17 protein-coding genes and 2 tRNA genes are annotated in these 16,098 nt (G+C 29.8%); 18 read left to right on the forward strand and 1 reads right to left on the reverse strand.

The features are described from left to right. Positions 1–271 precede the first annotated feature (271 nt). The 16 genes from ABUA17_RS11155 to mreB all read left to right on the forward strand — a co-directional run bounded on the left by ABUA17_RS11155 (position 272) and on the right by mreB (position 14,731). Entirely contained in the window at positions 272–1,453 is a 1,182-nt protein-coding gene (locus tag ABUA17_RS11155) for an acetyl-CoA C-acetyltransferase (RefSeq protein ID WP_042399488.1), read from the forward strand. Between the two features lie 649 nt (positions 1,454–2,102). Further along, entirely contained in the window at positions 2,103–2,474 is a 372-nt protein-coding gene (locus ABUA17_RS11160) for an ATP synthase subunit I (RefSeq protein WP_042399491.1), read from the forward strand. After that, positions 2,475–3,158, forward strand: a complete 684-nt coding sequence (locus ABUA17_RS11165; protein WP_042399493.1) for a F0F1 ATP synthase subunit A — start codon at positions 2,475–2,477, stop codon at positions 3,156–3,158. A gap of 16 nt (positions 3,159–3,174) precedes the next feature. Further along, complete coding sequence (gene atpE, locus ABUA17_RS11170; protein ID WP_042399498.1) at positions 3,175–3,408, forward strand: ATP synthase F0 subunit C; 234 nt, start codon at positions 3,175–3,177, stop codon at positions 3,406–3,408. Between the two features lie 33 nt (positions 3,409–3,441). Beyond that, positions 3,442–3,921 (forward strand): F0F1 ATP synthase subunit B, encoded by a 480-nt coding sequence (locus tag ABUA17_RS11175; RefSeq protein WP_055277772.1) that lies wholly within the window; start codon positions 3,442–3,444, stop codon positions 3,919–3,921. Positions 3,922–3,923: 2 nt separating this feature from the next. Then, positions 3,924–4,463 carry a F0F1 ATP synthase subunit delta gene (locus tag ABUA17_RS11180; RefSeq protein WP_042399503.1) on the forward strand — a complete coding sequence of 180 codons (540 nt, stop codon included), beginning with the start codon at positions 3,924–3,926 and terminating at the stop codon, positions 4,461–4,463. Positions 4,464–4,473: 10 nt separating this feature from the next. After that, a complete protein-coding gene (gene atpA / locus ABUA17_RS11185; RefSeq protein WP_042399505.1) occupies positions 4,474–5,988 on the forward strand; it encodes a F0F1 ATP synthase subunit alpha in 1,515 nt (504 codons plus the stop codon). A 37-nt stretch (positions 5,989–6,025) separates the two neighbouring features. Continuing rightward, on the forward strand, positions 6,026–6,871 hold the full coding sequence (gene atpG, locus ABUA17_RS11190; protein WP_042399508.1) for an ATP synthase F1 subunit gamma: 846 nt from the start codon (positions 6,026–6,028) through the stop codon (positions 6,869–6,871). 15 nt (positions 6,872–6,886) lie between these two features. Next, positions 6,887–8,281 (forward strand): F0F1 ATP synthase subunit beta, encoded by a 1,395-nt coding sequence (gene atpD, locus ABUA17_RS11195; RefSeq protein ID WP_042399511.1) that lies wholly within the window; start codon positions 6,887–6,889, stop codon positions 8,279–8,281. A gap of 12 nt (positions 8,282–8,293) precedes the next feature. Beyond that, on the forward strand, positions 8,294–8,692 hold the full coding sequence (atpC, locus tag ABUA17_RS11200; protein WP_042399514.1) for an ATP synthase F1 subunit epsilon: 399 nt from the start codon (positions 8,294–8,296) through the stop codon (positions 8,690–8,692). Between the two features lie 328 nt (positions 8,693–9,020). Continuing rightward, positions 9,021–9,662, forward strand: a complete 642-nt coding sequence (locus ABUA17_RS11205) for a hypothetical protein (RefSeq protein WP_042399517.1) — start codon at positions 9,021–9,023, stop codon at positions 9,660–9,662. A 20-nt stretch (positions 9,663–9,682) separates the two neighbouring features. Then, on the forward strand, positions 9,683–10,945 hold the full coding sequence (gene murA / locus ABUA17_RS11210) for a UDP-N-acetylglucosamine 1-carboxyvinyltransferase (protein ID WP_042399520.1): 1,263 nt from the start codon (positions 9,683–9,685) through the stop codon (positions 10,943–10,945). A 130-nt stretch (positions 10,946–11,075) separates the two neighbouring features. Next, positions 11,076–12,236, forward strand: coding sequence for a stage II sporulation protein D (gene spoIID / locus ABUA17_RS11215; protein ID WP_349818197.1), 1,161 nt, complete (start codon positions 11,076–11,078; stop codon positions 12,234–12,236). A 147-nt stretch (positions 12,237–12,383) separates the two neighbouring features. After that, on the forward strand, positions 12,384–13,217 hold the full coding sequence (locus tag ABUA17_RS11220) for a M23 family metallopeptidase (RefSeq protein ID WP_195951385.1): 834 nt from the start codon (positions 12,384–12,386) through the stop codon (positions 13,215–13,217). A 125-nt stretch (positions 13,218–13,342) separates the two neighbouring features. Then, positions 13,343–13,597, forward strand: coding sequence for a sporulation transcriptional regulator SpoIIID (gene spoIIID / locus ABUA17_RS11225; RefSeq protein ID WP_042399526.1), 255 nt, complete (start codon positions 13,343–13,345; stop codon positions 13,595–13,597). Positions 13,598–13,696: 99 nt separating this feature from the next. Then, positions 13,697–14,731: a rod shape-determining protein MreB gene (gene mreB, locus ABUA17_RS11230; protein WP_042399528.1), complete on the forward strand. Its 1,035-nt coding sequence runs from the start codon at positions 13,697–13,699 to the stop codon at positions 14,729–14,731. A gap of 46 nt (positions 14,732–14,777) precedes the next feature. On the opposite strand, the gene yyaC is transcribed toward mreB, so the two are convergent. After that, the gene (gene yyaC, locus ABUA17_RS11235; RefSeq protein ID WP_042399531.1) at positions 14,778–15,311 is read right to left on the reverse strand and encodes a spore protease YyaC; all 534 of its coding nucleotides are present in this window, start codon (positions 15,309–15,311) and stop codon (positions 14,778–14,780) included. A 586-nt stretch (positions 15,312–15,897) separates the two neighbouring features. On the opposite strand from yyaC, the gene ABUA17_RS11240 reads away from it, so the two are divergent. Beyond that, positions 15,898–15,982 (forward strand) — tRNA-Tyr (locus tag ABUA17_RS11240). Between the two features lie 39 nt (positions 15,983–16,021). Then, positions 16,022–16,096, forward strand: a tRNA-Thr gene (locus ABUA17_RS11245). Positions 16,097–16,098 lie beyond the last annotated feature (2 nt).

Below are 16,098 nucleotides of genomic sequence, written 5' to 3' on the forward strand. Positions count from 1 at the left end.
AGTAATAATTATCTATAAGCAAATTATGTTTATAAAAAAATCAAATACATACTTAAATAGAAAAGGCGTTATCATATAAAGGATTTAAGGAGAATAACAGGTACAGATATAGAGCAAACCTAAGTGTAAAATCAGTGGAAAAAGGTAAAATATTTTAAAAACTAGTTGATATTGGAAAAAATAAAGTGGTATAATAATAGTGTTAATTGTTTAACAATTTAAACAATTAACACTATTATGATTTTAGGGTAAATTAATGGGAGGGTTTTTTATGAGAGAAGTAGTAATAGTTAGTGCAGTAAGAACTGCAATTGGATCATTCGGTGGGTCATTGAAGGATGTTCCAGCAGCAGATTTAGGAGCACTAGTAATTAAAGAAGCTGTAAATAGAGCTGGAGTTAAACCAGAATTAGTTGAAGAAGTAGTTATGGGAAATGTTATACAAGCTGCTCAAGGACAAAATGTTGCTAGACAAGCTGCTGTAAAAGCAGGATTACCAGTAGAGGTTCCAGCTATGACAATAAATAAAGTTTGTGGATCAGGTTTACGATGTGTAGCATTAGCGGCTCAAATGATTAAGGCTGGAGATTGTGATGTAGTAGTTGCTGGAGGAATGGAAAACATGTCTGCAGCACCATATGCTATTCCTGGCGCAAGATGGGGTCAAAGAATGGGCGATGCAAAAATGGTAGATACAATGATTAAAGATGCTTTATGGGATGCATTTAATGATTATCATATGGGTGTAACAGCTGAAAACATAGCTAAAGAATGGGGATTAACAAGAGAAATGCAAGATGAATTCTCATTAAATTCTCAATTAAAGGCTGAAAAGGCAATTAAAGAAGGAAAATTTGTAGATGAAATAGTACCTGTTGTTATTCCACAAAGAAAAGGTGAACCAAAAGTATTTGCTCAAGATGAGTTCCCAAGATTCGGATCAACTCTTGAAAAAATGTCTAAATTAAGACCTTCATTTATTAAAGATGGTACTGTAACTGCTGCTAATGCATCAGGAATTAATGATGGTGCAGCTGCATTTGTAGTTATGAGTGCTGAAAAAGCAGAAGAATTAGGATTAAAACCAATGGCTAAGATACTTTCTTATGGAAGCAAGGGATTAGATCCTGCAATAATGGGATATGGACCATTCCATGCAACAAAGAAGGCGTTAGAAGGTGCTGGATTAACTGTAGAAGATATGGATTTAATTGAAGCAAATGAAGCATTTGCAGCACAAAGTTTAGCTGTAGCTAAGGATTTAAATTTCGATATGGATAAAGTAAATGTAAATGGAGGAGCAATAGCACTTGGTCATCCAGTAGGTGCTTCAGGAGCAAGAATATTAGTTACATTACTTCATGAAATGGAAAAAAGAGATGCTAAAAGAGGATTAGCAACTCTTTGTATTGGTGGAGGAATGGGAACTGCTTTAGTAGTTGAAAGAGTGTAATTTATATTAAAAATAAGAAAAAAGGAGCTTTTCAGAGGCTCCTTTTATAACTATAGTAATTATAAATATGTTTAATTGTAATTATTAGAATAAAAAATAATAAAAATTTTAAAAAATAATGAATAAAGTGTAAAGCAATTATTCATAAAAAACTAAATAAATATACAGAATACCTTATTAATAATTATAAAATGATAAAAAAAGTTAAAAAAATTTTTAAAATAGTAATAATATTATCAAAAAGTAACAAAATAAAAGTATGAAACGTTATCAGAATGAATAGGAATAAAAAAATAAATATTATGAAAATTTAAACAAATGAAAGATTGTAAAATTAATTGCAAAAATAATTTAAAAAGCTCAAAAAAAAGATTTTAGTTGAGCATTTATGAAATATTATATAATAACAGGCTATTTTAACGATTAATTGTAAAAAATAAGTAAAAATGAGGTTTTTATTAATTTAGAACTAGGTATATAATTAGCTAATGTCAACAGGGACAGTGTCTAAAAATAACGTAAGAGTATTCCTAGATAAGAGCTCATTTGTATAAATAAATACATACATATAACGATATAACAATTAGTTTTTATATAGGAATAAGATAAGATTCTAGCTCCCAAATAAGTTATTTACTAGGAGATTAAAATGGCTAAAGATCTAAAGTTTATAGTAAAATCTGTAGCAAGTAATGATTTTATAACTGGAGTTGTTTTATTTTTATTATTAGCTTTGGTAGGAAAATGTAAAATTGGATTAATTTTATTTCTTGGATTAATAATTTCTATGCTGAATTTTATTATTTCAGCAAAAATAACTGAGAAATTCATAAATAATCCTAAAAAAAATAAAGCAATTTTATATCCGTTAAGTTATCTAATGAGAATTATTACTATAGTTTTTATAGCAGTAATCTTTTCTAATAAAATAATTAATTTATTAGTCTTTTTATTAGGATTTTTTATACATTATATAATACTAGTAATAACTACTATAAAAGTGCAGAAGGGAAGTGAATAGATGGAACCATCAAAAGCTATATTTTCTTTTTACTTAGGCAAAATAGCAATTGATATAAAACCAGAGGCAATAGTGCAATTAGTAATTGTTTTATTAATTTTAGCTTTAGCTTGGTGGTCTACTAGAAATATGAAAATAAGACCATCTAAAAAGCAAACTATTGTTGAATGGATTTATAACATGTTAAATAATGCTGTAGTAAGTAATGTTGGAGAAGATTTTAGAGGAATTGTTCCTTTCATAGGAACTTTAGGGATATTTGTGCTAGTAATGAATTTTACAGGTCTAGTCGGAATATCACCACCAACAAAAAACTTTAGTGTTACATTAACTTTAGCTTTAATATCATTTGTAATGGTTCAAGGATATGCTATTAAAAAGAATGGCATTGGAGGATATTTTAAAGGATATTTAGAACCAGTATCTTTCATATTACCAATTACAATATTGGAGAGAGTAATGCTTCCAATATCTCTATCTTTAAGACTTTTTGGTAATATGTTAGCAGCTACTTTTATAATAGAACTTGTTTATGAAAGTTTAGAAAAGATAGCATGGTTTGCACAACTTGTTATACCAATCCCATTACATTTGTATTTCGATATATTTGATGGTGGTATTCAAGCAATTATTTTTGTAATGTTAACAATGATAAACATTAAGATAGTATCAGAACATAATTAAAAGGAGGAAATTAAAAATGAATGAAATAGGAATGAGAGCATTAGGAGCAGGTATTGCAGTATTAGTAGGTTTAGGAGCAGGTATTGGTATAGGAAATGCTACAGGAAAAGCAGTTGAAGGGGTTGCAAGAAATCCAGAAGCAACAGGAAAGATTACAACAACATTAGTTATAGGATCAGCATTCGCAGAAGCAACAGCTATTTATGGATTATTAGTATCTATCTTATTAATATTTGTAGGAGTAGCATAATATTTTAATAACTCCAGAAGGGGGTATCAAATAATGGAATTTAATCCAGGTATTATATTAGCCACTATAGTAAACTTTTTGATTCTATTCTTTGGATTAAAATATTTCTTTTTTGAAAAAGTTAAACTAATAGTTGAAGCAAGAGAGAATGAGATAGTGGAGAAGTTAGACAATGCAGATATGGAGCTTGAAAAAGCGAGAAATCTTGCTATTAGTAATGAAAGAGAACTTCAAAGGGCTAAAGAAGAAGGAAAGGCTATTACAGAAAGCCATAAGAAAAGGGCTGAAAAAGTATATGATGAAATTGTTGAAGAAGCAAGAGCTGAAGCAAATTTAATTATAGAAAGAGCCAAAGTAGAAATTGAAAGGGAAAAAGAAAAAGCTGAGTACTCTTTAAAGAAGGAAGCTATAGACTTAGCTTTAGAACTTTCTAAAAAAGTAATTGAAAAAAATATCGATGAGGAAAAAAATAGAACTCTAATTGATGAATTTATTTCAGAGGTAGGTAAATAAATATGTACGAATATTTAGACCGAAGATATGCCCTTGCACTTTATGAAGTTGCTGAAAAAAAAGGAAAAGTTGATGAATATCTTGGAGATTTAAGAGAAATCTGCAATCTTATAGATAATAATAGTGATTTTTTAGAAGTAATTAAACATCCTCAAATAGGTACAAAGCAAAAGAAAAAGACTTTTATTAACATATTTAAAGGTAAAATCGATGAGGAACTTTTATCATTTTTATTAATATTAATAGAAAAGGACAGAATTTTATTTTTAAAAGAAAAGTTAAAGGAAATGGAGAAAATCCATTTAGAAAGATTAAATGTTTTACAAGGAATTGTTAAAACTACAATACCTTTAGAGGAATATGAATATAATGCTTTAGTAGAAAAATTAGAAAAGAAGTATAATAAAGATATTATATTAAAGAAAATAATAGATCCTGAAATTTTAGGCGGAATTTATGTAAGAATAGGAAATGACGTTATTGATGGAACTGTAAGAACAAGATTAGATGATTTAAGAAAGCTGATGCTTACTACGGAATAGAGGTGATTGCATGAACATAAAACCAGAAGAAATAACATCTATCATAAAAAAAGAAATACAAAGATATGAAAATCAAATTAAAACTTCTGATTCTGGAACAATAATTCAAATTGGTGATGGAATTGCAAGAGTTTATGGATTAGATGATTGTATGCAAGGTGAGCTTTTAGAGTTTCCTAATAATGTATTTGGGATGGCTTTAAACCTAGAACAAGATAATGTTGGATGTGTTTTATTAGGTTCTGAAGAAGGAATTAAAGAAGGCGATATAGTAAAAAGAACTAATAGAATTGTTGAAGTGCCTGTAGGAGAAGGAATTTTAGGTAGAGTTGTAAACCCTCTTGGTGAAGAGATTGATGGTAAAGGACCTATAAACTATGCAGGAACTAGACCGATAGAGGTTCCAGCTCCAAGTATTATAGACAGAGCTTCAGTAAATGAGCCATTACAAACAGGGATAAAGGCAATTGATTCTATGGTTCCTATTGGTAAAGGACAAAGAGAACTTATTATCGGTGATAGACAAACAGGAAAAACTGCTATCGCTGTAGATACAATTTTAAATCAAAAAGGTAAAGATGTAATATGTATATATGTAGCTATTGGTCAAAAGCAATCAACAGTTGCACATATAGTTAATACATTAGAAGAAATGGGAGCACTTGATTATTCAATTGTTGTTGCAGGAACTGCATCAGAAAGTGCACCACTTCAATATTTAGCACCATATGCAGGATGTAGTATGGGTGAATATTTCATGCATAAGGGTAAAGATGTTCTTATAATATATGATGATTTATCTAAGCATGCTGTAGCTTATAGAACAATGTCATTATTACTTAGAAGACCACCAGGAAGAGAAGCGTATCCAGGAGATGTGTTCTATATTCATTCAAGACTTTTAGAAAGAGCTGCAAAGCTATCTAAAGAAAATGGAGGAGGTTCATTAACAGCACTTCCAATTATAGAAACACTAGCTGGAGACGTTACAGCATATATACCAACTAATGTAATATCAATTACAGATGGGCAAATATTCTTAGAAAGTGAATTATTCAATACAGGACAAAGACCAGCAGTAAATGCAGGTATTTCGGTATCAAGAGTTGGTGGTAATGCTCAAATTAAGGCTATGAAACAAGTTTCAGGAACATTAAGGTTGGAACTTGCACAATATACAGAACTTGCAGCATTCGCTCAATTTGGATCTGATTTAGATTCTGATTCTAAGAGAAGACTAGAAAAAGGTAAAAGAATATTAGAAGTATTAAAGCAAGATCAATATAAACCAATGGATGTTGAAAAACAAATAGTTATATTGTATGCAACTGTAAATGACTTTTTATCAGATATAAAGGTTAAAGATATTAGAAAATTTGAAGCTGAATTCTTAGAATATATGGATACTCATCATAGAGATGTCTTGAAGCAAGTTATTGTTGAAAAACAATTAACAAATGAATTAAAAGAAAACATTGAAAAATGTATAATTGATTTTAAAAAAGAATTTTTAAAAGATGCATAGCTTTTTATAGCTATGCAATTCTTTAGGAGGTAAAACAGTGGGCGCAGCGGGACTTATAGAAATTAAAAGAAGAATGAAGTCAGTTGAAAGTACTAGAAAAATAACTAAGGCTATGGGGCTTGTTGCCACTTCAAAACTCAGAAAAGCAAGAAAAGAGCTTATAGCTAACGAGCAATATAATAATTTGTGCAAAGAAGTTATTAGTGAAGTTGTTTCTAGTATGCCGGAAGATTTTGACTCAATTTATTATAAAAGCTTTGATGGAGATAAACTCTATATTGTATTAACTTCAGACACTGGGTTATGCGCAGGTTATAATAATACTGTAGCTATATATTTAAACAATTTAGTTCAAAAAAGTGGCGGAGCAAAAGTTGTTGTTGTTGGAAGCAAAGGAATTTCATATCTTTCTAGATATAAAATAAGCACATATGCTGAATATGTAGATTTACCAGATATGCCTGCTACTAAAGATATTAATAGAATATATAATGATGCTATATATTTATATGAAAAGGGAGATGTTTCTGAAGTAAATATAGTATATACAGAATTTATTTCTCCGGTTAAACAAGAGGTAAAAAGTGTTAAAATATTACCAATAGAAAAGAAAGCTTCTCGAGAAGGTCAATATATAATTGAGCCAAATGAAGAAGCTGTATTTAAAAATGCAATAGATATGTATTTAAAGAGCCAACTTAAGACATGTATGCTTAGTGCAAAAGCTAGTGAACATAGTGCTAGAATGACTGCTATGGATGGAGCTACAGAAAATGCAAATGACATATTACAAAGTCTTAATATTAAATTCAATAGAATTAGGCAAGGTATTATAACACAAGAAATTTCAGAAATTGTTGGGGGAGCCGAAGCTCAAAAGTAGCAAGGAGGAAGAAGTATGTCAGAAAGTAAAATTGGAAAAGTAGTTCAAGTAATTGGACCTGTAGTAGATATAAAGTTCGATGAAGCTTCTTTACCAAACATATACAATGAAATTAAAATTGATATGGGTGATAGAGAGCTAGTTGTAGAAGTTGAGCAACATGTTGGGGATGATATTGTTAGAGCAATAGCAATGGAGTCTACTGATGGATTAAAGAGAGGTATGAAGGCTTTAGATACAGGAAAGCCAATATCTGTACCAGTAGGAAAGAATGTATTAGGAAGATTATTTAATGTATTAGGAAATCCTATAGATAATAAAGGAGCCATAGAATCCGATGAATCATATCCTATACATAGACCAGCACCAAGCTTTAAAGAACAATCTTTAGAGCCAGAAATGTTTGAAACAGGAATTAAAGTAATTGATTTAATTGCACCATATCAAAAAGGTGGGAAGATAGGATTATTTGGAGGAGCCGGAGTAGGTAAAACAGTATTAATCCAAGAGTTAATTAATAATATTGCCAAAGAGCATGGTGGAATTTCTGTATTTACAGGTGTAGGGGAAAGATCTAGAGAAGGTAACGACTTATATCATGAAATGATGGATTCAGGAGTTATAAATAAGACTGCATTAGTATTTGGTCAAATGAATGAATCACCAGGTGCTAGAATGAGAGTTTCATTAACTGGATTAACTATGGCTGAATACTTTAGAGATCAAGGTCAAGACGTATTATTATTTATAGATAATATATTTAGATTTACACAAGCAGGTTCAGAAGTTTCTGCATTATTAGGAAGAATACCTTCAGCTGTTGGGTATCAACCAACTCTAGCTACTGAAATGGGTGCTCTTCAAGAAAGAATCACTTCAACAAAAAATGGTTCTATAACATCAGTTCAAGCAGTATATGTTCCAGCTGATGACTTAACAGACCCAGCACCAGCAACTACATTTACTCACTTAGATGCTACAACAGTATTATCTAGAGCTATATCATCATTAGGAATATTTCCAGCAGTTGATCCATTAGAATCTTCTTCTAGAATTCTTGACCCAAGAATAGTTGGAAAGGAACACTATGAAGTTGCAACAGAAGTAAAAAATATACTTGAAAGATATACAGAATTACAAGATATAATTGCAATTTTAGGTGTTGATGAATTATCAGATGAAGATAAGGCTGTAGTTGCAAGAGCAAGAAGAATTCAAAGATTCTTATCTCAACCATTTACTGTTGCAGAGCAGTTTACAGGAATGCAAGGAAGATATGTTCCAGTTAAAGAGACTGTAAGAGGATTCAAAGAAATTTTATCAGGAAAATACGATGATTTACCTGAATCAGCATTCTTATTTGCAGGTACTATTGAAGAAGTTGTAGAAAAAGCTAATAAAATGAAATAGGAGATGTAAGTTATGGGAAAAACAATAAAACTTAACATTGTATCTCCTGGGCGTGAAGTATTAACAGAGGAAATTATTAGTTTATTGACAACCGAGCCTAATGGTAAAATTGAGTTTCTTGCAAATCATGCACCAAGTATAGTTGCTGCTATACCAACGGTAAGTGTGTATACTACCGCTAATGGTGATATAAAGAAATTATTTACATCTTCAGGAATTATATATGTTAAAGATAACGTGATTAATTTCTGCTGTGATTCATTTAATTATCCAGAAGAAATTGATATAAATCGTGCGGAAGAGGCTTTTAAGAGAGCAGAAGAAAGATTAACTAGTAAAAAAGAAAATGTTGATATAGAAAGAGCAAAGAGAGCATTAGCTAGGGCAAATGCAAGATTGCAATTTAAATAAGGAAATCGCTAAAAAGCGACTTCCTTATTTTTTTTTATAGAAAATTATTTATATAACCTTTTTTTTAGATTTGAATAGAATGATATATATACACGAAATCAGTAGAGAAATATATTAAATTTAGAATAAAGAGAACTATTTTAAGAGCTTAATAATATATATATATTATTAAGAGAAATTATTTTACTACAATGTGGCAGTATATATTTATGTAACTTGAATTAACCAAATAGAATTTTGAAATTTCATTTGGACAATTTATATTAAAGCAATGTATAAAAAAAATAGTTTGGACAATAATTTTAGAGGAAGGGCAGGGGATTACAATATGAAAAAAGTATTTTTTGTATTTCTTTTAATCTTTTCTCTATTAATTATTGGTGGAAAAGAGTATAAGTGTGAATCAAAGGAAGATTCTTTCAGTAAGATTGAAGGATATGTGATAAATAATTATGATTTTGTTCAAAATGGAATTAAATTAGAATATACAGTTGATGAAAAATTATGCAAAGAATACTTAAGGATAAAACAATTTTTTGAAGAAAATAATTTTTTAGTACTTTCTACAGAGAATAATAATATTACAGCAGAAAGTGAAAATATTGATTATAGTATTAATATTTGTGAATATAATGATTTGATAAAAGTTCAAGTTATTCTAATTAATAATGATGTTAGTAAATCAGAGGAAGAATTGAAAAAATTATCACAGAAAATAAGAAATGATAATTTTATAAATGAAAGGTATTTTTCATTTATAAAGGGAAAGCTAAATACACAGGATAAAAATTTGATTGATGATTTGGAAAAAAATTTAAATATAAAAGTTAATGAATATTTAGATATAAACAATGGGTGTGTTGCTGAAGCTACATTTGAAGATAATCAACATATAAACATTGGACAAATTAAGTACGATACAGGTTCATATTTAATTATAGGAACACCGATAATTTTCGTAACATACTAACAATAAATATGGAGGATAATATGGAAAAAATCATAGTTAGAGGTGGAAAGGAACTTCATGGAGAAGTTGATATAAGTGTTGCAAAAAATTCAGTATTACCTATAATAGTTGCAACTATTTTAAATCCAACCGAAATAATTTTAAAGAAAGTACCTATGTTAGAAGATGTTACTGTCTTGATTAATTTATTAAGAGAGTTAAATTGTGAAGTGCAATTTTCTTCAATAACAGGAGATTTAAAAATAAATACCCAAAATTTAAAAGAAGTAGATCCTAATAGTGAGTTAATTAGAAAAATGAGAGCATCTTTTTTAATTATGGGACCTATGTTAGCAAGGTTTGGCAAATGTAAAATATCAATGCCTGGAGGCTGTAATATTGGAAGCAGACCTGTAGATTTACATTTAAAAGGTTTTAATGCTTTAGGAATAGAATCTGAAGTTGGGTATGGATATGTCGAAGCTAAGATTGATAAATTACATGGAAACAGAATTTATTTAGATTTTCCATCTGTAGGAGCTACAGAGAATATTATGATGGCAGCTGTTTTAGCACCAGGAGTTACTGTAATAGAAAATGCTGCTGAAGAACCAGAAATCTGGGATTTAGCAAGATTTTTGAATTGTATGGGAGCTAATATTGAAGGCGCTGGATATGGAAAGATAACTATACATGGTGTATCAGAATTGAAACAACCAAAACCATTTACACCTATATTTGATAGAATAGAAGCTGGAACTTTTATGGTTGCAGCTGGAATTACTAATAGTAAGATAACGATTAATGGAGTAAATGAAGAACATTTAATGCCTACTATCGAAAAGTTGAAGGAGTGCGGAGTTTACTGTACTATAGATGGACAAAAGATGATTGTTGATGGAACTAAAGAAAAAAGACCAGTAGATATAAAAACAATGCCTTATCCTGGTTTTCCAACAGATATGCAGGCTCAAATGATGGCTTTATTAGCAATTACTAAAGGAGTAAGTGTAATAACTGAAACTGTATTTGAAAATAGGTTTATGCATGTTGGAGAGCTAGGAAGAATGGGTGCTAATATAAAAATTGATGGTAGAATAGCAATAGTAGAAGGTGTAACTACCCTTACTGGATGCGGGGTTAAAGCTACTGATTTAAGAGCTGGAGCAGCAATGATATTAGCTGGATTAGTTGCAAATGGACAAACGGAGATAGGAGAAATATATCATATTGATAGAGGATATACTAATATTGAAGAAAAGTTTAGAAAGCTTGGAGCAGAAATATATAGAGTTCATAAATAAATTAGGGGTCTTTTTTGACTCCTAATTTTATTTTATATAGAAATATAAGAATTAATAATAATGATAATTTGGAATTGTTCAACAGATTAAAACATATATATAGGTGTAACCTTGGTAAGATGGAGGGAGTATGAGTAAAAATTTTTTGAAAGGATTTACAACGATTAAGTTAGTAATAGTAACAGCTATATGTATTATTTTGTTTATGATAATAATTCCAGTAATAACTATGAAAGCAGATGTGAAAATAGATTTTAATAAATATGCAACTAATAAAGAAAAGATAAATGTTAATGAATCGGATAAGAGTGAAGATAATAAGGTAGAGGAAGAGATAGATAATACAGAGATTAAAGACAAAGTAGATGAAGTGGACAATGTAGATAATGTGGATAAGATAGAGGATATAAACAATGAAATAAACATTAATACAAATAGTACTGTTTCTGTATATATTACTTTAGAGAATAGAATAGAGGAGATAGAACTAGAAGATTATGTATATGGTGTACTTGCAAATACAATGCCTATTAGCTTTGAAACTGAAGCATTGAAGGCTCAAGCTATTGTAGCTAGAACCTATGTTGTTAGTAAAAAAATAAATCCATGTACAGAGGCTAATGGAGGAGATATATGTGACTCAGCACATTGTCAGGTTTATTCATCAAAGGATGATATCCTTAAGAAATGGGGAGAGGAAAATGGAGAGAGATATTGGGAAAAAATAAAAAATGCAGTAGATGATACAAAAGGTATGGTTTTAACTTATGATAGCGAATTGGTAATGTATCCATTATATTTTGCTGTTAGTGCTGGAAAGACCGAGTCAGCAGAAGAGTTAGGGATGGGAAAAATCCCGTATCTTAAATCAGTAGATAGCCCAGGTGATGAGGAATCATCTAAATTTGAAAGTTCTAAGGAAATTACATTAAGTGATTTAGCTTATATAATAAGTAATAAATATCCTAAGTCTGGCATAACTTCAAGTAATATAAGAGATAGTATTAGTATATTATCAAGAAGTGAGTCGGGGGGAGTTATTGAATTAAAAGTAGGAGATAGTGTGATTAAAGGAGCTGATTTTAAAGTTTTTCTAGGGCTCAACTCAACAAACTTTGATTATTCTATAGGCGATAATACGATTATATTCAATTGTAAAGGCTATGGTGAAGGGGTTGGAATGAGTCAGTGGGGGGCAAATGTTATGGCTAAGGATGGGAAGAGTTATGATGAAATATTAAAGCATTATTATACGGGTATTAATATAGGAAATTTAAAATTTAACCTATAAGGTTAATATATACTATATAAACACGAAGAGATTTGATTTATCAAATCTCTTTTTGTTTTTTTATATATAAATTTGACGAATAAAAATTTAGTATAGATTGAATTAATTTAATTTTAGGGGCAAGAATACAATACAGGAGGTGTTGAAATGGACCAAAATAAAAAAAATAAAGTAAAGGACTTTTTCAGAAAGGAGGGCTTTTACTTAGTTTTACTAGTATGTTTATGTGTAGTTGCAACTGTAGCAGCATTTACTATTAAAAAGAATTCAGTTGCTAAGGAGCAAAACAATACTAGCAATGAATTATCTTTAAATGATGTTCAAGATAGCAATTCTTCAGAGGTTGATTCTAACTTTAATATGCAAAATGCAGAAAGGGTAGAAAACAATGATGAATTAGCAGAAGCAAATGATAATGAAATATCTCAAGAAGAAGTTACTAATGAAGTAGATAATGATACTAATGATACTAATGAAGCGATTGTTTCTGAAAATCAAAATAACTCAGAGCAAGAAGCTGATGTTGATGTTTCAGCAGGAACTGATAGTAATATTGTTCTATCATTACCTATAGATGGTGAAGTAGCTATATCAAGAGAATTTGGAAAAATGGTAAGAACTTATTCAGATGAAACTAGAAGTGAAGATACATCTAGAAGAGGTATTGATATAAATGCTGCTGTCGGAACAACTGTTAAGGCAGCTGCAGAGGGTAAAGTTGAAGAAGTATCAAGCAATACTACAGATGGAACTTATGTTGTTATTGCACATGCTAATGGGCTAAAAACAAAATATGCTAACTTAAGCGAAGATGTTAAGGTAGCAGCAGGGGATACTGTTAGTGCTGGTACTGAAATAGGTACAGTAGGAAATAGTTCAGGTATATTTACATCAAAAATTTGCGGAGATGTATTAAATGTTCAAGTACAAGATGCAAATGGAAAAGATGTTGATCCAAGTGCTTATTTCGAGATGAAATAATTTATTAAAGTATCAACCATTTTTATGGTTGATACTTATACAATTATTTAATTAGTTTGAGAATATGAATTTTTTTTATAGATTAAGTAAATAATATATCAAATAGAGATTAAGGAGGTATAATCTTGAAAGACTATATAGAAGAAAGAGTTTTAGAGGTAGCCCAATATATAATTGATTCAAAAGCTACAATTAGAAAAACAGCGAAAGTATTTGGGGTAAGTAAGAGTACTATTCATAAGGATATGACAGAAAGATTACCTAAAATTAATCCGGCTATAGCTGAACAAACACATTTAATATTAGAATTAAATAAATCTGAAAGACATATTAGAGGCGGTAAAGCCACAAAAATGAAATATAAGGCGAATGAAGGATAAAGCTATTGAATGATAAATCCATTAAATATATAATAGAAAAAGGAATAATTTTGTAGAAAAAACAAATATTTTGAATTTTATTATATAGGAGTGAATAAAATGTGGTTTTGGAAAAGCGGTAGCGATTTGGGAATTGATTTAGGGACAGCCACTGTACTTGTTTATGTAAAAGGAAAAGGAGTAGTATTAAAAGAACCATCAGTTGTAGCAATTAATAAAAATAATAATAAGGTTTTAGCAGTTGGAGAGGAAGCAAGAAGGATGATAGGGAGGACCCCTGGTAATATTGTAGCAGTAAGACCATTAAAGGATGGGGTAATTTCTGATTATGATGTTACAGAAAAAATGCTTAAGGCTTTTATTAAGAAAGCTTTAGGAAAAAGAAGGGTTATAGCACCGAGAGTTATGATTTGTATTCCATCAGAAGCAACAGAAGTCGAGAAAAGAGCAGTAATAGATGCAGCTATGAATTCGGGAGCTAAGAAAGTTAATCTAATTGAAGAACCATTAGCGGCTGCAATTGGAGCAGGATTAGATATTACGAAACCAGATGGACATATGATTATTGACATTGGTGGTGGAACAACTGATATTGCAGTTATTTCATTAGGTGGTATTGTTATTAGACAGTCTATAAAAGTCGCAGGTGATAAATTTGATGAAGCAATTACTAGATATGTAAGAATGAAGTATAAGCTTCTAATTGGTGAAAAGACTTCAGAAGATTTAAAGGTTAGTGTTGGATCTGTATTTAAGGGATCAAGGAACATATCAACGACTATTAAGGGTAGAAATTTAATTGCTGGTTTACCAGGTGAAGTTATTATTTCTACTGAAGAATTAAGAGAAGCATTAATGGAACCAGTATCAATGATTGTTGAAAGTGTAAAATCTGTATTAGAAAAGACTCCACCGGAATTAGCAGCAGATATTATTGAAAAAGGAATATTAATGACTGGTGGTGGTTCGTTAATAGATGGATTAGATAAACTTATAGAAGAGAATACAGGTATTAATGTTAGTATTGCAAGTAACACAGTAGAGGCAGTAGCAATGGGAACAGGTGAGGTTCTTAAGTATGCTGATAAATTGGACAATAATATTTCTAATAAAGAAATTACTTTAATAGATTAAATTTATATTAGTAAACAAATAATGCTAGAAGTTATAACTTCTAGCATTATTTGTTTACTATAGAATTTAAATAATAAGCATGTATTAATCCATGAGAAATTACTTTTGCCATTTCGAAAACAAGATGAAGTCGTATACTTCTAGAAGTGAAGAATTCAGCAGTATCACTAGAGTCTATTATACCAATTATTGAAGCAATACCTACATCGGGAAGTGATTTTCCAACACCTTTCCCAGGATGGATAGGATAATCACGAGTGTGTATTTCACCAATTGAATTTACATCTCCGAGACATGCATCTATACCTATTATAGAAGCATTAGGATGAAGCTTATTGATTTCAATAAGTTTTTTATCTAAGTTTAATGCATGAATCGGATTTTCTAACGTACCGTATACAGGTAAAGGAAAATTATGTTCTTGAAGAAAAGTTCCAACAAGTGGGCCTAAACAATCACCTACGCATTTATCAGTACCGATGCATACTATAATACTATTAGAATTAATATATTTTCTCATAAATTCAGCAATTTCATAGTATGCTAAATTAGATTTATAATTAAACTTTCTTTTAATCAAATAATTCACCTCCCATTTTTATATATGGAAATTATTTTTCGCTATTTAAAATAACAAAAAATAATGTTTGTTACTTTAAAGAAAACTTCTTTTCGATTCATTTAGTAAATAAATTTAATAATAAAATTAAAAGTTTAAATTTTGATTATATTATAGCTTGTCTTATATAAAATATATGATTTACAAAGCAATAATATAATTTTATTATAAAAAATTATATTAAGAACTTAAAAGAAAAGGTATCAGTTGGACAATGATGATTTATAAAAGTATGTAAAATTTATTAAAATTAACAAGCTTGTACTTATACTATATTTATATGAGGGTAAATTTGTTACTAATTATGAGGTGAAAAATGAATAAAAAATCTACTATTAAATTTGAAAAAAGTATTATTTTTATTATTATAAAAAAATAGAATTATATATTAAAAAGAAGAATTATAGAGAAAATAAGAGTATATTAAGAATAATCTTGTATAAAGGTTAAAAATGGGGGTTGAAATATAATTGGTTTAATTATATACTAGTCCTTGTCAGTTCGGCAGTAACATAATGAATGACAAAAAAGTTGTAAATAAGCACATGGGGGAGTTCCCGAGAGGCCAAAGGGGGCAGACTGTAAATCTGTTACGTTTCGTTTCGATGGTTCGAATCCGTCCTCCCCCACCATTAACAACTTAAAAAAGAAAATTTGAAATTTGGTATTATGCTTCATTGGCTCAATGGCAGAGCAGCTGACTTGTAATCAGCAGGTTGTTGGTTCGACTCCGACATGAAGCTCCAAA

The sequence above is a fragment of the Clostridium sp. RTP31139st1_H3_RTP31139_211217 genome (assembly GCF_040227035.1).
GTDB lineage: Bacteria > Bacillota > Clostridia > Clostridiales > Clostridiaceae > Clostridium > Clostridium saudiense.